Below are 17,692 nucleotides of genomic sequence, written 5' to 3'. Positions count from 1 at the left end.
CAATCACAAGAACCTCGACCCTGATCTGCGCATGGGGCGTTTGTAAAAATGTGTTGATATGGCTGGAACTTGCCGGTTCCCTGGGCTTTCTGATGCCGAAAACAATCTTTCCCTCTTGACCTTGGTCGATGCAATGTCATGAACGTTGCCATGAGTACAGCACGCCTTTCCATCAACCTTCTTGCGCTGGCCAGTAACTGGCGCGCGCTCAGCTCTTTGTCGTCCGCCGAAACCGGCGCCGTGGTCAAAGCCGACGCCTATGGGCTGGGTGCAGAACCCGTCGCATTGGCCCTGGCCGAAGAAGGGGTTCGCAGCTTTTTTGTTGCTGCCGCCGAAGAAGGCGTTCCGATCCGCAAAGTCCTGGGCTCCGAGCCGCGCATCTTTGTCTTTTCTGGGCATATGGACGGCGATACCGACCTTCTACGCGACCATGATCTGATCCCGCTGCTGAACGCGCCACAACAGGTGCAACGTCACTTCGACGCCCTGCCCGACCATCCGTTTGGCATTCAGCTGGACACCGGTATGAACCGTCTGGGGCTGGAGCCGTCGGACTGGTCGGCATTGCGCAGCGCCGTGCTGGCGCGCAACCCGGCCTTGGTCATGTCGCATCTGGCCTGCGCGGACGAACCAGACCACCCGATGAACCGACAACAGTTGCAAAGTTTCAAAGACATGACCGGTGGGATCTCGGCACCCCGGTCTTTGGCGGCGACCGGTGGTATCCTCCTGGGGCCGGAATATCATTTCGACCTCTGCCGCCCGGGCGTTGGCCTTTATGGCGGCCTGCCCTTTGCCGCGGCAAAGCCGGTGGTCACCATCGACCTGCCGGTCATTCAGGTGCGTCACGTCGATGTGGGCGAGACTGTGGGATACGGCAATGCCTGGACCGCACGCCGCCCGTCGCGTATCGCGACTGTTGCGGCGGGGTATGCGGACGGTTTGCATCGAGCCATCGGTGGCGGCATCGACGCCTTTGTGGGCGATCAGCCCTGCCCGGTCGTCGGGCGCATTTCCATGGATCTGATCACGATTGACGTCACGGACCTGCCCCAGGACCCCGAACGCCTGCGTATCCTGAACGGGCACCAAACCGTTGACGATCTGGCCGAAGCCGCAGGCACCATCGGGTATGAAATCCTCACCTCGCTCGGCAGCCGCTATTCGCGGGGCTATGTCGAATGAACCCATTGTCACCGCTTGGCGGGCTTGGTCGAGCCATTCTGAACCTGTTTGCGGTCTTTGGCCGCGTGGCGCTGTTCGCGCTGGATGCGGTGTCGCATATCGTGCGCCCGCCCTTTTATCCGCGTGAATTTGCCCTGGCGCTGCTGAATATCGGCTGGTTGTCCCTGCCCGTGGTGGGCCTGACTGCGATTTTCACCGGCGGAGCGCTGGCCTTGCAGATCTATGCTGGTGGCGCGCGCTTCAATGCCGAGGCTGTGGTGCCGCAGATCGTGGCCATCGGCATGGTGCGAGAGCTTGGGCCGGTTCTGGTCGGCCTTATGATCGCGGCACGTGTGACGTCATCCATCGCTGCCGAAATCGCCACGATGAAAGTGACCGAGCAGATTGACGCTCTGGTCACGCTCTCCACGCATCCGATGAAATACCTCACCGCCCCGCGCGTGCTGGCGGCGTTGATCACCGTGCCCGCCCTGGTCGGGGTCGGAGATATCATCGGTATTGCGGGCGGGTACACGGTTGCCACGCAAAATCTGGGCTTCAATCCCGCCGCGTATCTGAAAAACACGGTCGACTTTCTGGAAGCCCGAGACATCGTCTCATCCCTGGTCAAAGGTGCCGCCTTCGGCGTAATCGCGGCGATCATGGGCTGCTATTACGGTATGAACTCGGGCCGCGGCGCGCAGGGTGTGGGCCGGGCCACCAAAGGCTCGGTCGAGGCCGCCGCAGTTTTGATCCTGGCTGCCAACTTCGTTCTCACGGGGGTATTCTTCTCGCTATGATCCGGATGGAGAACGTTCACAAAGCCTTTGGCGAAAACCATGTGCTGCAAGGCATGAATCTTGAGATCCCCAAGGGCACGTCGATGGTTATCATCGGCGGATCGGGCACGGGAAAATCTGTGGCGCTGAAATGTATTCTGGGCCTGATCAAACCCGACAGCGGGATGATCTATGTGGATGGCAAGGATGCCACCAAAGGCGACCGTGATGCGTTTCTGGCTCGGTTCGGAATGCTGTTTCAAGGTGCGGCCCTCTTCGACTCGCTGCCCATTTGGCAAAACGTGGCCTTCCGCCTGCTGCGCGGGCCGTTGAAGCGTCCGGCGGATTATGCCCGTGAAATTGCCATCGACAAACTGCGCCGTGTGGGTCTGAAGGCCAACGTGGCCGACCGCTTTCCCGCCGAGCTGTCGGGCGGCATGCAAAAACGCGTGGGCCTGGCCCGCGCCATCGCCGCCGAGCCCGAGATCATCTTTTTCGACGAACCCACGACCGGTCTCGACCCGATCATGTCGGGCGTCATCAACGACCTGATCCGCGAGATCGTGACCGAGATGGGCGCCACCGCCATGACCATCACCCACGACATGAGCTCGGTCCGCGCGATTGCCGACAACGTAGCGATGCTGCACGGAGGCGTGATCCAATGGACCGGCCCTGTCGAGCAAATGGACGCCTCGGGTGATCCCTATGTCGAACAGTTTATCAGCGGGAGTGCGGAAGGGCCGATTGAGGCGGTGCGGTAGTGAGCGATTTGCAACTCATCCTTTTTTCGATACCCGGAGTTTACTTTAACGCGGTTTTGCTGACTTGGTTTGTTGAGACTTTCCGCAAAAACGGGCTGGTTTTCGCCCCAGCACGCGGATTTAAACTAATGACACCGGTATTCAAAGCATTCTTGTTCGGTGTGGTTCCCGGCGCAGTCATTACCAACTACCTCGCGTTTTATACAGAAAAACCCCATGTATACGTAAGCGTTCCTATGGTGATCGGGATAGTAGTATCTGGTATAGTGCTACATCGCGACCTGATCTCCCATTCCGAGAATTTGCCAAAGACCAACGCTGTCATTGCGGGTATTGGGCTGGCGCTAGCAGTGTTTTGGGGTTTTATTGCATTCATATCCCATTAGATTTGTGCAAAATGCCTCTCCGCCTCGCCACCCTCTCGCTCCTGATCCTCTACCCCATCGCGTGGTTCGCCCCGCTGATGCGTGCCGGCCTCCTCCCCATTTTCGGCCTCAGCGAAATCAGCGTCATCACCGGATTGCAATCGCTGTGGAAATCCGACGTGTTTCTGGCGTTGGTGGTCACCGTGTTTGCCCTCTTCGCACCATACCTGAAAACCATCGGCACCGCGCTGATACAATGGAACCTGCTGGACGCCCGCGTGCAGCCTGCGCTGACCCTGCTGGGCAAGCTTGCCATGGCCGATATCTTCCTCATCGCGCTTTACATCACGCTGGCCAAGGGCATTGCCTATGCCACCATCGAAACCGCATGGGGGCTTTATCTGTTTACCGCCTGTATCCTGGCATCGATTGTGCTGGGATATCTGACCGAGAACACAGTCCGTTCACGAAATCCTCAGAGCTAGTTGATTGCAAACGCCCTTTCGCAGTCTCACATCAATACCACAAGGCGCAAAACTATTGGCTTAACGGGGCTGTTGCGGATGTTCCTGCGCACTTGATTTCTGGTCCGCCTGCACCCGATGAGTATCGGTTGACGAAGGGGATTGACGATCATGGCTACGCTTCACAGCATCACATTGCACCTGCAGAACGCCTTCATGCGCGCCACCTTCGCACTTATCATTGCTTTGGCCGCCGGGGGTGTGATTGCCACCGGCCTGTCGGCTGCGGGCGTGTTGCCCTGGCTGTCGCTGCAGGCCGGGTTCGGGCCTACCGGGGTTGTTGACGCCGGGCTTCATGTTCAGGTCGGTCTGACCGCATTGGCGCTTATGCTGGCCTTCTACCTGCCCTCTAGTGCCCGAATGATGGCGCTGGAAAACACCCACCGTAGATTTGCGATGAACATGCAGGACGTCACGCAGGCCTATCATCTGGCCCATGCCGCCGACCGGTCGGGTTTGTTCCAGACGTCGTCCGAATTTGATGCGGTGAAAGAGCGGCTCAGCTTTCTGCGCGAACATCCCGATCTGCAATCGTTGGAACCCGAAATCCTGGAGCTTGCCGCGCAGATGAGCCAGGTCAGTCAGGAACTTGCCGACACCTATGGCGATGACAAGGTCAACCGCGCTCGCAGCTTCCTACAACAACGCCAGCAAGAGGTCGAGCAGTTCCAGCAGCGGATCGAAGACGCGCAAACAATCCAGCATGAGCTGCGCCAATGGACCCGCCACATCGAGATCGAGGAATCGATCGCCAAATCGCAGCTGGCTCGCTTGCGGGATGAACTGTTCGATCTGCTGCCCGAATTGTCGACCCATCTGCAATCCTCCCCCGAACTGGCGCATCCCAGCAATGCCAGCATCTATCCCATGACCCCCCCTCGAGCAGCCGAGTAGGCGCGACAGCGCCCGCTGCGGGTGACGGCCCAAAGGGCCCGAACCCGCAGCGCGCCCCCGGCGGTGAGGAAAGCCCGCAAGGGCTTGAAGAACCGCCCAAGCTGATGCACCAAGGGCGCCATGGCCAAGACACCTTCTTTCACCTGCTCCGCCTGTGGTGCCGCACATTCCCGATGGTCCGGCCGCTGCGACAGCTGCGGCGAATGGAACACCATCGTTCAGGAAACACCCCTCTCTGCCGGACCCGCCAAGAAATCGCTGGGGGGTAAACGCGGGCAGTCCATCCCGCTTTCCGACTTGTCCACCGAAGAGACACCCCCACCCCGCACCCTCAGCGGTGTGGACGAGCTTGACCGGGTGTTGGGCGGCGGACTTGTGCCTGCCTCGGCCCTTCTGGTCGGCGGCGATCCGGGGATCGGGAAATCCACGCTCTTGCTGCAGGCCGCCGCCCGGTTTGCCCGGGCGGGTGTGAAAACCGTCTATGTTTCGGGCGAAGAAGCCAGTGCTCAGGTCCGGATGCGCGCCCGGCGTTTGGGATTAGAGGACGCACCGGTTCAATTGGCCGCTGAAACCAATCTGCGCGATATTCTGACCACACTTGAGGCGGAAAAACCCGGCCTCGCTATTATCGATTCCATTCAGACCATGTGGGCCGACAATGTGGACAGCGCGCCGGGCTCTGTGTCACAAGTCCGGGCCGCGGCGCATGAATTGACGACGTTTGCAAAACGGCACGGTGTGTCGGTCATCATGGTGGGCCATGTCACCAAAGAAGGCCAGATCGCAGGCCCCCGCGTGGTCGAGCATATGGTCGACACCGTGCTCTATTTCGAAGGCGAACGCGGCCACCAGTTCCGTATCCTGCGCGCGGTCAAGAACCGCTTTGGCCCGGCAGATGAGATCGGTGTGTTTGAGATGACCGGCAAAGGTCTGGCGCAAGTGACCAACCCATCGGCCCTGTTCCTGTCCGAGCGCGGCACGCCCAGCCCCGGATCAGCCGTCTTTGCGGGGATCGAAGGCACCCGGCCTGTGCTGGTTGAATTGCAGGCGCTTGTCGCCCCCTCCCCGCATTCGCAGCCCCGCCGCACCGTTGTGGGCTGGGACAGCGGACGTCTGGCAATGATCCTCGCCGTGCTCGAAGCGCGTTGCGGCATCCCCTTTGCGGGGCTCGATGTGTATCTAAACGTGGCTGGCGGGCTGAAGGTCAGTGAACCTGCAGCTGATCTGGCCGTGGCCGCCGCACTGCTCAGCGCCCGAGAAGACACCGCCCTGCCCGCAGATACGGTGGTTTTCGGAGAAATCTCGCTGTCAGGGGCACTTAGACCGGCCCCGCAGACCGAAAATAGGTTGAAAGAAGCACAGAAACTTGGTTTCACAGCGGCAATTGCTCCGGCGGGTGGCAAAACCGGCACTGTGGCAGGTCTGACACTCACCCGACCCTCTGATTTGGTTGGGTTTGTTGGCGAAACCTTCGGAGCAGGTTAAAGTCGCGCCTTGAGGGGCAGAAATCGAGCAGGCGAGGGCCATGGAAGACTTTACAATTGTTGACGGGGTTGTTGCCCTGATCATCGTCGTTTCAGGCCTTCTGGCCTATTCACGCGGTCTCATACGCGAAGTGCTGGCAATTGCAGGCTGGGCAGCGGCCGCCGTCTTGGCCTTTATCTTTGCGCCGCAGGTCGTTCCGCTGATCAAAGAAATCCCCGTGGTCGGAGAGTTCTTGCGCGACAGTTGCGAATTGTCGGTGATCACAGGTTTTGCTGCCGTATTCGCGCTGGCGCTCATTGTCGTCAGCGTCTTTACCCCGCTGTTTTCATCGCTGGTTCAACGGTCTGCCGTTGGCGGTTTGGATCAGGCGCTTGGCTTCTTCTTCGGCGTCGCGCGCGGCATCCTGCTGGTTGCAATTGCGTTCTTTGTCTATGACAGCGTGGCAACGAGCCAAACTTTCCCGATGGTGGATGACAGCCGCTCGGCCCAAGTGTTCGAGCAGTTCAGCGGCCAGATTGAGGAACAAAACCCGGAGGCTGCTCTGGGCTGGATTACCTCGCAATATGAATCGCTGGTTGGTCACTGCGCCGCACAAGCCGGAAGCGAGCCTGCGACAACGCCGACCGAAACCGAAGCGCAGAACTAAGCCGTTCAGACGAGACGTAACAAAGCCCGGTCTTGGCCGGGCTTTTTTGCACCGGCACCAGGATTTTTTAGACGAACCCTTCACCACCGCAGACGGTGCAGCGAATATTCTTGAGGCCGAAACAGCCGTCGCATCGACTGTATTGCGGTTTGCCGTAGATATCTCGCCCCTTGATAACCTGTCCTGCGCCCTTGCAAATCTCGCAGGGCGCACGACCGGAGCCGCGACAGCGATGACATCTGCGTTTGATCGGTTCTTCTTTCTTTTGATTTCTCTTGTGCTGCCACATGTAACCTCACCAACTCTGAACCAAAGGCTGCGTTACCCTTTGGGTGATATGACAGCACATGGCAGATAAGTTGTCACCTTGTTGCGGCAATTTCGGGCTTTGCTGCCTGCATCAATCCACAAATGTGATCCTTTGATGACAGCAGCGCAATTAGGCATTATGTGAGGGCCAACCGACATGGAATCGGAGCTGCCCGCCTTGCCCATCCTCTTTCGTTCAGTGCGCTGTGCCGTGATCAATCCGGACCCGCACCGTCAGAGTATTCTACGCCCCGACCAGGTGCAGCAGGCGAACAGCTCGATCCATCCAAGCCATCACACCGCCACAGCGTCATAAAGATTGGAGCCCCGTCAATGTGTGGGATTTTGGGAATCGCAAGCCGGACACATGATGTGTTTGCCGAGATTTATGACGGGTTGCTGATGCTGCAACACCGCGGCCAGGATGCTTCGGGCATTGTCACCTATAACGGTGAATTCTTCCGCGAAAAAAAGGCCAACGGTCTGGTCAAGGATGTCTTTAACGCTCAGGACGCAGAGACGCTGATGGGCCGTGTCGGGATTGGTCATGTGCGCTATCCCACCGCCGGGTCCCTCAGCGCCGCCGAGGCCCAGCCTTTCTTTGTGAATGCACCCTATGGGATCTATCTGGTCCATAACGGCAACATCACCAATACCGAAGAGCAGCGCGAGAAGGTCACTGCCAAATACAGCCGCCATCTGCGCACCACGTCGGATTCCGAAGTGTTGCTGAACGTTCTGGCCGACAAGGTGGCGGATGCGATCAAGGTGAATGGCAATGCCGATCCGATCCGCAACATCTTTGCCGGTGTAAAAATGACCATGGAACGCATTCAAGGCGCCTATTCCGTGATCTGTCTGGTCGCAGGAGTCGGCATGCTGGCCTTCCGCGACCCTTACGGCATTCGCCCTCTGTCGGTGGCCAAACGCGAAATCCCGGGTCAAGGCGACGATTTCGCCTTTGCCTCGGAAGATGTGGCTTTTGGGATCAACGGGTTTGAAAAACTGCGCGACCTGCGCGCCGGCGAGGCGATCCTGATCGATCTTGACGGCAATATGCACGAGTTCCAGGCGGTCGAAGGCAAGTTGACGCCGTGTATCTTCGAGTATGTCTATCTGGCCCGGCCCGACTCGTTGCTGGATGGCGTGTCTGTTTACAAAACGCAGATGCGCATGGGGCAGACGCTGGCCAAGCAAATCCAGGATTCAGGTCTTCAGATCGACCGGATCATCCCCGTCCCCGACAGCGCCCGCCCAGTGGCGCTTGAGGCGGCGAAGATCACCGGTATTCCCTATCGCGAAGGTCTGGTGAAAAACCGCTATGTCGGGCGGACCTTCATCATGCCCGGTCAGGCCGAGCGCCAGAAATCGGTGCGGCGCAAACTGAACGCTGTTCCTTTGGAATTTGAGGGGCACAATGTTCTGCTGATCGACGATTCGATTGTGCGCGGCAACACCATCAAGAAAATCGTCCAGATGTGTCGCGAGGCCGGTGCCAAGAAAGTTTACATCGCCAGCGCTTCGCCGCCGGTGAAATATCCCAATGTCTACGGTATCGACATGCCCACCCGGGCCGAGCTGATCGCCAATGGAAAAGACATCGAGGAAATCCGCCAGGAACTGGGTGCCGACGCGCTGTTTTATCAAAACCTGGACGATCTGATCTGGGCCGCCAAGGAAGGCAACCCCGAGATCGAAGCTTTTGACTGCTCCTGCTTTGACGGCAACTACATCACCGGGGTCGAAGAAGATTATCTAAGCACGTTGGAAAAAAGCAGCCGTTCGGATCGCAAGAAACATGACATGGAGGTCGTAGGCGATTCCTGGAACGGTGCCAAACTCGCCTCGGGCTAACCGTAATCTCTTTTGTGAACAAAGACCTGAGCGGGTTTTGGCAACGCCATTCTGTCGCAGTTGTGGATGACTTTTCATTCCCGAATTTCTTTGTTAGACGACCCGCTGCAAACCACTCATGCAAAGGGGTCAGGAATACTTTCTGACCGTAAGACATGCCCAACATTTCCGTTGAAAACGCGGCCACACAGCGGGGCGCGCTCAAGAAGAATGCAACTGCGCTGCTGGGGATTTTTGGCCCTGCCACCAAGATGCGTGCGCTTGTGCGCCTGTCGTCGGGCCGCGTGCGCGAAGTCACACCGGGCAGCCGCGTCGGATCTGGCAAGGTCATCGCCATCGATGCCGAGGGTATTTTGCTGCAGCATGGTGGCGAGACGCGACGAATGGTCATCCCGGGCGCGTGATCCGGGCTTGACGCCCCTCGCGTCGCAGGTCAAACCCCGCCCATGACCGATCAGACCAAAATCGCGCTGGTAACCGGCGCTTCGCGTGGGCTGGGGGCTGCTTTGGCCGAAGCCCTCGCGCCCGACTATCACATCGTGGCCGTTGCCCGAACCACGGGCGGGTTGGAAGAGCTGGACGACCGGATCCAGGCCAAGGGCGGTTCAGCCACATTGGCGCCGATGGACATCACCGATCCCAATGCGATGGCCACCCTGTGCCGAGGCATTCACGACCGCTGGGGCAAGGTGGATTTGTGGCTGCACACGGCGGTGCATACATCTGCCCTGACGCCTGCGCATTTCGTGGATCCCAAGGAATGGGCCAAGGCGCTGAACACCAATGCCACCGCGACCTCGGTGCTGATCCCCTATGTGACGCCCTTGCTGGGCACGGATGGCCATGCGGTGTTCTTTGACGATCCCAAAGCCGGTCAGAAATTCTATGGCATCTATGGTGCCACCAAGGCCGCGCAGATGGCTCTGGCCCGCAGCTGGCAGGCAGAGACCGAACGTACAGGACCGCGGGTTTCGATTGTCGAGCCCGCGCCTATGCCCACAGCCGTGCGTGCCCGGTTCCATCCCGGCGAGGATCGTGATGCGCTGACCCGCCCGGCGGATGAAGCAGCTCGGATCTTAGCATTGCTTTAGAAATGGCCCTGTGGGCCATGCCTCCGGCGGAGGTATTTTTGAACAGAAGAAGGATTGGGTCAGGCGATATGAACGCCTTGGCGCCCGGCCAGATCGACAAAGAACTGCCAGGCGACGCGGCCTGAGCGTGCACCCCGTGTGGCCTGCCATTCGATGGCTTCGGCACGAAGGGTGTCGGCGTTAGCGGTGACTCCGTAAGCAGCGCAATAGCGGTCGATCATGGCCAGGTATTCATCCTGATCGCAAGGATGGAAGCCCAGCCAGAGGCCGAAGCGATCTGACAGAGAGACCTTTTCCTCAACCGCCTCGGACGGGTTGATGGCGCTGGAGCGTTCGTTTTCGATCATGTCCCGTGGCATCAGGTGGCGTCGGTTGGAGGTGGCGTAGAAGACCACATTTTCGGGCCGCCCCTCGATACCGCCATCCAGCACAGCCTTGAGCGATTTGTAGTGCTGGTCATCATGGCTAAACGATAGGTCATCGCAGAACAGGATGAACCGATGGGGTGCTGCGCGCAGGTGGTTCAGAAGGCGCGCGACCGAACCCATATCCTCGCGCTGCAGCTCAACCAGTTTCAGATCAGAATACTCGGGTTGCAGAGTGCCGTGGACGGCTTTGACCAGGCTGGATTTGCCCATCCCACGCGCGCCCCAGAGCAGCGCGTTGTTGGCCTTGAAACCATCTGCAAAGCGGCGCGTGTTGTCCAGCAACGTATCGCGCGAACGGTTGATCCCCACCAAAAGATCCAGATCGACCCGGCTGACCTTTTCGACAGGCTCCAGCCGATCCGGTTCAACATGCCAGACAAAAGCCGGGGCTGCCGCGAAATCCGGCGCTGCCAGCGGGGCCGGAGCCATCCGCTCCAAGGCGTCGGCAATACGGTTCAGGGCCTGATCGTCCATCTGTCTCTCCGCTCTGGTCTGGGCCGGTTCAAACCACGTTCCCTGCCCCGCAACAAGAGCCCGCATCAAAAAAGGCGCGCCTTGGACGGGCGCGCCTGTTTCTCATTGCAGAACAGGTTACTTCTGTTCGTCGTATTCTTCGGCAAGGTCTGCGTCAGCTTCGGCCTCTTCATCGTCGTAATAGCCGTCGGCGCGCAGTTTCTCTTCCCGCTTTTTCTCGACCCGGGCCACGAGGAAGATGGAAATCTCATAGAGCCCATAGACCACTGTGAAAAGGATCACTTGGGTGATGACGTCCGGGGGGGTCACCAAAGCGGCCAGAACCAGAATACCAATCATCGCGTACTTGCGCACCGAGCCCAGCCCTTCGGCGCTGACCAATCCAGCCTTGCCCATCAGCGTCAGCAACACCGGCAATTGGAAACACAGGCCAAAAGCGATGATGAACTTCAAAGTGATGTCGAGCGATTCGTTCACCTTGCCGAAGAACGTCACCCGCACGCCGTCTGCGGTTTCCGGCACGACAACGATTTCCTCGGGGATTTCACCGGCATCCGGTGAAAGGAGATTGGCGAAGATCGAGCTGACATCTGCAAATCCCAAAAAGAACTGCATCGCCAGCGGCGTCACGACGAATTGCGCAAAGGCCGCACCCAGCAGGAACATAAAGGGGGAAGCGATCAGAAAAGGCAGAAAAGCCCCTTTCTCGGACCGATAAAGCCCAGGCGCCACAAAACGCCACAGCTGGTACGAGATTACGGGAAAGGCCAGCGCAAAGCCAAAAACCATCGAGATGCGGAACAGTGTGAACAGATACTCCTGCGGCGAGGTATATTGCAGCGTCGGTGACGGATCACCCAACTCGCGCAGCGTCGCCTCGATGGGCCTCAGCAGAAACTGCAAAATCGGCTCGGCCACAGCAAAAGCCAGCACGATGCCGATCACAAAGGCGATCACCGCCCGGATCAGACGCGTGCGCAGCTCGGCCAGATGCTCGATCAAAGGGGCCGAGGAATCTTCGATCTCGTCGGTCTTGCTCATGTTTCGCTTTCAGTCTTCAAAGCGGCTTCTGCCGCCTCAGCCTTGGCCACGGCATCTGCCGCCTCTTTGGCTTTGCGTTCCGCGGTGGCGCGGGCGGAGGTGGCCTGGATCTTCTTGGCCTGTTCAGCGCGTTCCGCTGCCAGCTTTCCGGTCTCGCTGTCGGGATCAAACTTGGTCGGGTCGATGCTTTTGGCAACATCCCGTGCCGCTTCGTTAACGCTGTCCATCGCTGTACTGACAGGGTTGGTGGCCGCGTTCAGACCCTTTTTGATCTCATTGACCCCGGCCTGATCTGCGGCCTCGTTCATGGCGCTGCTGAACTCGCGCGCCATACCGCGTGCCTTGCCGACAAAACGGCCCACATTGCGGAACAGCACAGGCAGATCCTTGGGCCCGACAACGATCAGGGCCACGACACCAATGACCAGAAGCTCGGTCCAGCCCAGATCAAACATCTAAGGTTACGCCTTGTCTTTGTCGGTCTCGGGTGTGACGTCTTTGGCCAGCTCAGAGGCATCCTGCTCCAGCTCGTCAGCACCTTCTTTGACGCCTTTTTTGAAAGAGGTGATGCCTTTGCCCACTTCGCCCATCAGCGAACTGATCTTGCCGCGACCAAACAGCACCAACACCACAACTGCGATCAGCAGCAGACCGGGAAGGCCGATATTGTTGAGCATGTTTCTTCTCCTGTTTTTCGGCGCATTGGCGCCCAATCGTCGATTTCGGATTGGTTTTTACGCCGATGTCGGGCGTGGCAAAAGTCAAGCTTGCCGAATTCTCGGTCAAATTTGGGCTGTTTGAAAAGAATCCGGGGGCTCGCTTTTTACAACTGACAGGTTTATGTCAGTTGTAACACTGTAGGTCGGGCCTATCGAAACCTGGTCAACGGAGAATGAAATGACCCATGTTGCAGAAATCGTCACCTTCACCCTCGCCAATGGCACCACACCGGAAGAGTTCGTGAAGCTCAGCCAATCGACCGAGGCCTTTGTCCGCGCCGCGCCCGGCTTTACCCATCGCCAGCTGAGCCAGGGAGAGGACGGCCGCTGGACGGATTATGTGATCTGGGCGGATATGAAGGCCGCGAAAGACGCCGCCGCGCAGTTCCCTCAGCAGGATTTTGCCCCGGCCCTGATGGCGGCTATTGATCCCGAGACCATGCAGATGCGGCATGAGAATGTGCTATGGAACATGACTGCCTAAAGGCGGTCCGGCAGGCGTGTCATGCGCCGCACTGACCGCCTGTTTGATATCATCCAGATCCTGCGCGACGGGAAATTGCACCGCGCGCAGGATATTGCGGATCGGCTTGAGGTGTCGGTCCGCACGATCTATCGCGATATGGGTACGCTGGTGGCCTCGGGCGTGCCGGTCGAGGGCGAGCGCGGCGTGGGCTATATGGTTCGCGAGCAGATCACCCTGCCCCCGCTGAACCTGACCCCGGCCGAACTAGAGGCGCTGAACCTTGGCATGGCAATCGTCGCCGAGGCCGCCGACCCCGAGCTCAAGGCTGCCGCCGAAACGCTGGCCGACAAGATCGATGCGGTGCTGCCCACTCAGGTTGTGGCCGAGGCCGACGCGTGGAAGTTTGCGGTCTACCCATTTGCAGACGCGGCGCGCGGGCTGGCCCATATGGCCCCGATCCGCGCCGCCATCAAATCGCGCCAGAAGCTGCAACTGCGCTATCGCCGGATCGACGGGGTTTTGACCAACCGCAGGATCCGCCCGTTGCATATGGAATATTGGGGCCGGGTCTGGACCCTGACAGCCTGGTGCGAGTTGCGCGACGGCTTCCGCGTCTTTCGTGTGGATCTGATCGAAACCGTGCAGCCCCTGCCCGAAATCTTTGCGGACGAGCCCGGAAAGCGATTGGCCGATTACGACCCAACCGCCTGACAGGCTTCATCTTTTCCAAAACACGCCCACCGGAGGCCTGGTCCGGTCAGGGCCGTTTACCTCAGTTCAGGAAAGGCTCGGGATCCACCGATTCAAAGCCCTCACGCACCTCGAAATGCACATAGGCGTTATCACCATCCCGCAAGGCGGCAATGGTTTCGCCACGGCGCACACGGTCGCCTTTTTCAACCTTGATATCGGCGACATTCGCATAGACGGTCAGCAGATCGTCATTGTGTTTGACCACGATGATCGGCACTTGATCCGCATCTGCCGTGATGGCGGCCACGGTTCCGGCCTCAGCCGCCTTGACCGGGGTTCCGGGCGCGGCGGCGATGTCGATACCTTCATTCGTACCCTTGTCATAGGTGCGGATGATCCGCCCGGTGACCGGGAAGCCAAGCGCCGCTGTGCTGGCATTGGTCGGTGCTTCGGCGGTGACATCAGGCGCTTCGGTCGCCGGGGCCACGTCATTTTCAGGCAGCGGCTGTGTCGCACTTGGCGGGGTCGGTGTTGGCGACCCTTCGCCGGGTTGGGTCACATTGGTCGCGACGGGTGCCGCAGCTGCGCTGGCTGCAGACGCAGTTTGCGGTGCGGGTTGGTTTTTCACCGGGATCAACAGAAATTGACCTTCGCGCACAACGAAATCCGGCCCCAATCCGTTCCACTCCGCAAGCGATTCAACAGGCACTTCATACAGTCGCGAAATGGTAAACGCGGTTTCCCCGCGCTTGACCTTGTGGCGAATGGGCTCAGGACCGGACACCACTGGCGCAGGTGCCGCATTCTGCGGTGCTGGTTGCAGAGCCGTTGTCTGAACACCGCCGCTTGATCCGGTTGCGGGCGCTTCATCGATGGCAGAACCCGCTATCGTCGCGATATCCACATTGCCGTTGCTCGCCCCGACGCTGCGTGGCAACGCAATAACTTCGCCTTCGCGCAGCTTGTCATCGGCCTGAAGTCCATTGAACCCGGCCAGTTCCGCGACCGGCAGGCCCACACGCGTCGCGAGATCGGTCACTGTGTCACCGCGCTGCGCGACGGCCACCTGATAATTGGGATAGGTGATCACACCGCGCGCATCTGGCGCTGGCCGGTTGGTCGTGGCACCAAGCGCCGCATCTGCGGTCGAAAACCCGCCGACATTACCGCGAAGGTCATAATCGAAGGGCCCTTCGCACCCGGCCAGAACCACAAGGGCAATGGCTGCCACAGAAGACCGGCACATGGCTGATTTGGAAACTGCTCTCATTTATTTGTCCTCAACACCTGCCCCTGTTTTCCGGGGTTCCGGCGCAAACGCGGATTAAACCTTTAGGCCCCGTCCTTGCCCAAACCTTCCAGCAAAGGCACAAAGCGAACGGGTAACAATTCATCATAGTCCAGACCGGTTTCGGTGCGCGTGACCCGGATCAGGGTCTGCACCGCATCCGACTGTCCTACGGGTAGCACCATGATACCGCCGATTTTAAGCTGCGCCAAGAGCGGTCCGGGCGGATCTTCTGCCGCAGCCGTCACAATAATCCGATCAAAGGGCGCTTGCTCCGGCAATCCGAAGGATCCATCGGTCAGCATGGCGGTGACATTGGTCAGGCCCAGATCCTTGAACAGCTGTCCGGTCTCTGCCACCAGACGCTTGTGCCGCTCAACCGTATAGACCCGGCGCGCCAGTTTCGACAGGATGGCGGCCTGGTAGCCCGAGCCGGTTCCGATCTCCAAAACCGTATCACGCGGCCCCACTTGCAAGGCCTGCGTCATCAGCCCCACAACCGAGGGCTGGCTGATCGTCTGCCCGCAGGCTATCGGCAGCGGCGTATCCTCATAGGCACGTTCGGCGAACAGGCCTTTGACGAATGCCCCGCGATCTATCTGCTCCATCGCCTCAAGTACACGCGCATCCCGCACCCCACGCGACCGCAGCGCAAACAGGAATTGCATCTTGGTTTCAGGGGTCAAACCAGTCATTCGATGGCCTTCAATGCCTCAAGCGTGTCATAGGCGGTCAGATCAGCCCGCATTGGGGTGACCGAGATATAGCCTTCCAGGTTGACCGCCGCATCGGTGCCGGGCGCGGTTGGGTTATGCTGATAACCGCCTTTGATCCACAAGAACTTGCGCCCCGAGGGCGAGCTGTGGGGTTCAACCGAGAAATGCGTATCGCGGCGGAACCCTTGTGGCGCCACTTTGGTGCCCAAAACCTCGACGGCGGGCACTGGTGGAAAATTAACGTTGTAGAACAGGCGGTAATCGCGGTCTTCAACCGGCGTCGCCTCCAGAATACGGCGCACCAAATCGGCGCCATACCGCGCCGCCGCTTCAAACGGGTCCTCGAGACCAAGGTTGCGCGGGCCGAAATACTGCGACAAGGCAATCGCGGGCAGACCCTGCAAAGCGGCCTCCAGCGCACCGCCGATTGTACCGGAATAGAGCGTGTTCTCGGCCGAGTTATTGCCCCGGTTCACCCCGGACAGCACCAGATCGGGCGGTACGTCCTTTAGGACCTCATGCAGCCCTGCCAACACGCAATCAGCGGGTGAGCCCTCGGTCGCAAAGCGCCGCTCGCCCAGCTGCGTCATCATCATCGGGCGGGTATAGCTGATGCAATGGCCAACACCCGATTGCTCGAACGCAGGCGCGACCACCCAGACCTCACCATCAGGGCCCGCCAGATCTGCCGCGATGGCTTCTAGCACCTCAAGCCCTGGCGCGTTTATCCCATCGTCATTTGTCAGAAGAATTCGCATGCATCCGCCTTACACCCAGATTTTGACCTTGATAGACGGGGCTTGGCGATGCGGCAAGCAAGCGACAGGTGCAAAATGCGGCTTTCCCGCACCACTTGCTTGCAAATTGGTGCCCAAAGGCCTCAGAGCGGAAAAACGAAGCACCGGTCGCGGCGGATGGTCAGCCACATAACCCGACCGGGCGCCGGAACAAACACATTCGGAACCGTCGCTTTCAAAAGCGAGCCGTCATAGTCCATGCGGAACTCGATCAGGCTTTCGCTGCCCAGAAACCGGGCGCGTTCAACCACGCCACGGGCTGCTACACCGTCTGAGGGCGTCGGTGACGGACCTTTGCCGTTGCGGTCGAAATCCAGTCGCACATGCTGGGGCCGGAAAACGATCTCGACATCTGTGTTGTCAGGCACGCCGGGGGCCAGAAACTGCCCAAAGGGCGTATTGGCCAAAGCCCCATTCACTCGCGCCTGCAACACGTTGATATCGCTAAAGAAGGCCACCGCAGGTTTATCTGCGGGACGGGTATAGACGTTATAGGGCGCGCCCTGTTGCACGATCTTGCCCCGGCGCATCAGGGCAATCTCATCGGCCATGCGCATCGCCTCTTCTGGTTCATGGGTGACCAGCAGAACGGCGGCGTCTTCCTCTTTCAGAATGGCCAGCGTCTCATCCCGGATGCCGTCGCGCAAGCGATTGTCGAGCCCCGAGAACGGCTCATCCATCAGCATGATCCGAGGGCGCGGTGCAAGCGCGCGGGCCAGTGCCACGCGTTGCTGTTCGCCCCCTGACAGCTGATGCGGAAAGCCGTCGATAAAGCGCATCAGATCCACCTTGGACAGCAATTCCTCGACCCGGGCGCGTTTCTGCTCTTTCGGGGCTTTCAGCCCGAACGCCACATTGTCGGCCACGCTCAGATGCGGGAACAGAGCAAAATCCTGAAACATCAACCCGATCTCGCGCCGTTCGGGTGGTACGCGGAAGATGGTGTCGCAGATCAGTTTGCCATCCACATAGATCTCACCAGCGCTTTGCATCTCGACGCCAGCGATCATCCGCAGGGTCGTCGATTTGCCGCAACCCGACGGGCCCAGCAGACAGGTCACCTGCCCCGCCTGCACCTGGAACGAGATGTTGTCGACCACCGTGCGCCCGTCGAACCGGGCGACAAGATTGCGAACTTCAAGACGCGGAGGCGTTGTCGTGCCAGTCACCGGTGGATCCCACTTGCCTTACCCGA

General features: G+C 59.5%; 21 protein-coding genes. 13 read left to right on the top strand and 8 right to left on the bottom strand.

All coding sequences use genetic code 11. The features are described from left to right. The first annotated feature begins 150 nt into the window (after nucleotides 1-150). From alr to GOV38_RS01220, 11 genes are all read left to right on the top strand, one after another. On the top strand, nucleotides 151-1,185 hold the full coding sequence (gene alr / locus GOV38_RS01270; protein ID WP_171207340.1) for an alanine racemase: 1,035 nt from the start codon (nucleotides 151-153) through the stop codon (nucleotides 1,183-1,185). Next, a complete protein-coding gene (locus GOV38_RS01265; protein ID WP_171129800.1) occupies nucleotides 1,182-1,964 on the top strand; it encodes an ABC transporter permease in 783 nt (260 codons plus the stop codon). The genes alr and GOV38_RS01265 overlap by 4 nt, the downstream gene beginning before the upstream one ends. Next, nucleotides 1,961-2,707, top strand: a complete 747-nt coding sequence (locus GOV38_RS01260) for an ABC transporter ATP-binding protein (RefSeq protein WP_171207339.1) — start codon at nucleotides 1,961-1,963, stop codon at nucleotides 2,705-2,707. Before GOV38_RS01265 ends, GOV38_RS01260 begins: the two co-directional genes overlap by 4 nt. After that, complete coding sequence (locus tag GOV38_RS01255; RefSeq protein ID WP_171207338.1) at nucleotides 2,707-3,093, top strand: hypothetical protein; 387 nt, start codon at nucleotides 2,707-2,709, stop codon at nucleotides 3,091-3,093. Before GOV38_RS01260 ends, GOV38_RS01255 begins: the two co-directional genes overlap by 1 nt. 11 nt (nucleotides 3,094-3,104) lie before the next feature. After that, nucleotides 3,105-3,557 carry a paraquat-inducible protein A gene (locus tag GOV38_RS01250; RefSeq protein ID WP_171207337.1) on the top strand — a complete coding sequence of 151 codons (453 nt, stop codon included), beginning with the start codon at nucleotides 3,105-3,107 and terminating at the stop codon, nucleotides 3,555-3,557. A gap of 150 nt (nucleotides 3,558-3,707) precedes the next feature. Next, nucleotides 3,708-4,490 (top strand): DNA repair protein, encoded by a 783-nt coding sequence (locus tag GOV38_RS01245; protein WP_171207336.1) that lies wholly within the window; start codon nucleotides 3,708-3,710, stop codon nucleotides 4,488-4,490. A gap of 120 nt (nucleotides 4,491-4,610) precedes the next feature. Next, complete coding sequence (radA, locus tag GOV38_RS01240) at nucleotides 4,611-5,975, top strand: DNA repair protein RadA (RefSeq protein ID WP_171099458.1); 1,365 nt, start codon at nucleotides 4,611-4,613, stop codon at nucleotides 5,973-5,975. A 40-nt stretch (nucleotides 5,976-6,015) separates the two neighbouring features. Next, complete coding sequence (locus tag GOV38_RS01235; RefSeq protein ID WP_171099459.1) at nucleotides 6,016-6,621, top strand: CvpA family protein; 606 nt, start codon at nucleotides 6,016-6,018, stop codon at nucleotides 6,619-6,621. A gap of 642 nt (nucleotides 6,622-7,263) precedes the next feature. Continuing rightward, the gene (gene purF, locus GOV38_RS01230; protein ID WP_171129810.1) at nucleotides 7,264-8,784 is read left to right on the top strand and encodes an amidophosphoribosyltransferase; all 1,521 of its coding nucleotides are present in this window, start codon (nucleotides 7,264-7,266) and stop codon (nucleotides 8,782-8,784) included. Between the two features lie 155 nt (nucleotides 8,785-8,939). Beyond that, a complete protein-coding gene (locus GOV38_RS01225) occupies nucleotides 8,940-9,188 on the top strand; it encodes a hypothetical protein (RefSeq protein ID WP_171099465.1) in 249 nt (82 codons plus the stop codon). A gap of 42 nt (nucleotides 9,189-9,230) precedes the next feature. After that, entirely contained in the window at nucleotides 9,231-9,875 is a 645-nt protein-coding gene (locus tag GOV38_RS01220; protein ID WP_171099467.1) for an SDR family oxidoreductase, read from the top strand. A 59-nt stretch (nucleotides 9,876-9,934) separates the two neighbouring features. Here GOV38_RS01220 and GOV38_RS01215 read toward each other — a convergent pair whose 3' ends face one another. From GOV38_RS01215 to GOV38_RS01200, 4 genes are all read right to left on the bottom strand, one after another. After that, a complete protein-coding gene (locus GOV38_RS01215) occupies nucleotides 9,935-10,777 on the bottom strand; it encodes an ATP-binding protein (protein ID WP_171207335.1) in 843 nt (280 codons plus the stop codon). Nucleotides 10,778-10,894: 117 nt separating this feature from the next. Further along, complete coding sequence (locus GOV38_RS01210; protein WP_171129815.1) at nucleotides 10,895-11,818, bottom strand: twin-arginine translocase subunit TatC; 924 nt, start codon at nucleotides 11,816-11,818, stop codon at nucleotides 10,895-10,897. Continuing rightward, nucleotides 11,815-12,273, bottom strand: a complete 459-nt coding sequence (gene tatB / locus GOV38_RS01205) for a Sec-independent protein translocase protein TatB (RefSeq protein WP_171207334.1) — start codon at nucleotides 12,271-12,273, stop codon at nucleotides 11,815-11,817. The genes GOV38_RS01210 and tatB overlap by 4 nt, the downstream gene beginning before the upstream one ends. A 6-nt stretch (nucleotides 12,274-12,279) precedes the next feature. After that, entirely contained in the window at nucleotides 12,280-12,495 is a 216-nt protein-coding gene (locus GOV38_RS01200; protein WP_039531114.1) for a twin-arginine translocase TatA/TatE family subunit, read from the bottom strand. A gap of 220 nt (nucleotides 12,496-12,715) precedes the next feature. On the opposite strand from GOV38_RS01200, the gene GOV38_RS01195 reads away from it, so the two are divergent. Both GOV38_RS01195 and GOV38_RS01190 read left to right on the top strand, forming a co-directional pair. Further along, nucleotides 12,716-13,021 (top strand): hypothetical protein, encoded by a 306-nt coding sequence (locus GOV38_RS01195; protein WP_171207333.1) that lies wholly within the window; start codon nucleotides 12,716-12,718, stop codon nucleotides 13,019-13,021. A gap of 21 nt (nucleotides 13,022-13,042) precedes the next feature. Next, complete coding sequence (locus tag GOV38_RS01190) at nucleotides 13,043-13,714, top strand: YafY family protein (RefSeq protein WP_171207332.1); 672 nt, start codon at nucleotides 13,043-13,045, stop codon at nucleotides 13,712-13,714. Nucleotides 13,715-13,775: 61 nt separating this feature from the next. Here the strand turns inward: GOV38_RS01190 and GOV38_RS01185 are convergent, their stop codons facing one another. From GOV38_RS01185 to GOV38_RS01170, 4 genes are all read right to left on the bottom strand, one after another. Beyond that, the gene (locus tag GOV38_RS01185; RefSeq protein ID WP_171207331.1) at nucleotides 13,776-14,966 is read right to left on the bottom strand and encodes a peptidoglycan DD-metalloendopeptidase family protein; all 1,191 of its coding nucleotides are present in this window, start codon (nucleotides 14,964-14,966) and stop codon (nucleotides 13,776-13,778) included. A 62-nt stretch (nucleotides 14,967-15,028) separates the two neighbouring features. Next, complete coding sequence (locus tag GOV38_RS01180) at nucleotides 15,029-15,679, bottom strand: protein-L-isoaspartate(D-aspartate) O-methyltransferase (RefSeq protein ID WP_171207330.1); 651 nt, start codon at nucleotides 15,677-15,679, stop codon at nucleotides 15,029-15,031. Next, nucleotides 15,676-16,458, bottom strand: a complete 783-nt coding sequence (gene surE, locus GOV38_RS01175) for a 5'/3'-nucleotidase SurE (protein WP_171207329.1) — start codon at nucleotides 16,456-16,458, stop codon at nucleotides 15,676-15,678. Before surE ends, GOV38_RS01180 begins: the two co-directional genes overlap by 4 nt. 122 nt (nucleotides 16,459-16,580) lie before the next feature. Beyond that, nucleotides 16,581-17,666 carry an ABC transporter ATP-binding protein gene (locus GOV38_RS01170; RefSeq protein WP_171207328.1) on the bottom strand — a complete coding sequence of 362 codons (1,086 nt, stop codon included), beginning with the start codon at nucleotides 17,664-17,666 and terminating at the stop codon, nucleotides 16,581-16,583. Between the last annotated feature and the right edge of the window lie 26 nt (nucleotides 17,667-17,692).

This window comes from Ruegeria sp. HKCCA5839 (assembly GCF_013035585.1).
Taxonomy (GTDB): domain Bacteria; phylum Pseudomonadota; class Alphaproteobacteria; order Rhodobacterales; family Rhodobacteraceae; genus Ruegeria.
The sequence above is the reverse complement of the archived record's forward strand: the minus strand, read 5'-3'. Positions and strand labels throughout refer to the sequence as shown.

Coding starts and splice junctions, on each gene's coding strand:
- GOV38_RS01235 (WP_171099459.1), top strand. CDS start 6,016: ATGGAAGACTTTACAATTGTTGACGGGGTTGTTGCCCTGATCATCGTC.
- GOV38_RS01225 (WP_171099465.1), top strand. CDS start 8,940: ATGCCCAACATTTCCGTTGAAAACGCGGCCACACAGCGGGGCGCGCTC.
- alr (WP_171207340.1), top strand. CDS start 151: ATGAGTACAGCACGCCTTTCCATCAACCTTCTTGCGCTGGCCAGTAAC.
- radA (WP_171099458.1), top strand. CDS start 4,611: ATGGCCAAGACACCTTCTTTCACCTGCTCCGCCTGTGGTGCCGCACAT.
- GOV38_RS01180 (WP_171207330.1), bottom strand. CDS start 15,679: ATGACTGGTTTGACCCCTGAAACCAAGATGCAATTCCTGTTTGCGCTG.
- tatB (WP_171207334.1), bottom strand. CDS start 12,273: ATGTTTGATCTGGGCTGGACCGAGCTTCTGGTCATTGGTGTCGTGGCC.
- GOV38_RS01195 (WP_171207333.1), top strand. CDS start 12,716: ATGACCCATGTTGCAGAAATCGTCACCTTCACCCTCGCCAATGGCACC.
- GOV38_RS01250 (WP_171207337.1), top strand. CDS start 3,105: ATGCCTCTCCGCCTCGCCACCCTCTCGCTCCTGATCCTCTACCCCATC.
- surE (WP_171207329.1), bottom strand. CDS start 16,458: ATGCGAATTCTTCTGACAAATGACGATGGGATAAACGCGCCAGGGCTT.
- GOV38_RS01210 (WP_171129815.1), bottom strand. CDS start 11,818: ATGAGCAAGACCGACGAGATCGAAGATTCCTCGGCCCCTTTGATCGAG.
- GOV38_RS01200 (WP_039531114.1), bottom strand. CDS start 12,495: ATGCTCAACAATATCGGCCTTCCCGGTCTGCTGCTGATCGCAGTTGTG.
- purF (WP_171129810.1), top strand. CDS start 7,264: ATGTGTGGGATTTTGGGAATCGCAAGCCGGACACATGATGTGTTTGCC.
- GOV38_RS01185 (WP_171207331.1), bottom strand. CDS start 14,966: ATGAGAGCAGTTTCCAAATCAGCCATGTGCCGGTCTTCTGTGGCAGCC.
- GOV38_RS01265 (WP_171129800.1), top strand. CDS start 1,182: ATGAACCCATTGTCACCGCTTGGCGGGCTTGGTCGAGCCATTCTGAAC.
- GOV38_RS01245 (WP_171207336.1), top strand. CDS start 3,708: ATGGCTACGCTTCACAGCATCACATTGCACCTGCAGAACGCCTTCATG.
- GOV38_RS01260 (WP_171207339.1), top strand. CDS start 1,961: ATGATCCGGATGGAGAACGTTCACAAAGCCTTTGGCGAAAACCATGTG.
- GOV38_RS01190 (WP_171207332.1), top strand. CDS start 13,043: ATGCGCCGCACTGACCGCCTGTTTGATATCATCCAGATCCTGCGCGAC.
- GOV38_RS01220 (WP_171099467.1), top strand. CDS start 9,231: ATGACCGATCAGACCAAAATCGCGCTGGTAACCGGCGCTTCGCGTGGG.
- GOV38_RS01215 (WP_171207335.1), bottom strand. CDS start 10,777: ATGGACGATCAGGCCCTGAACCGTATTGCCGACGCCTTGGAGCGGATG.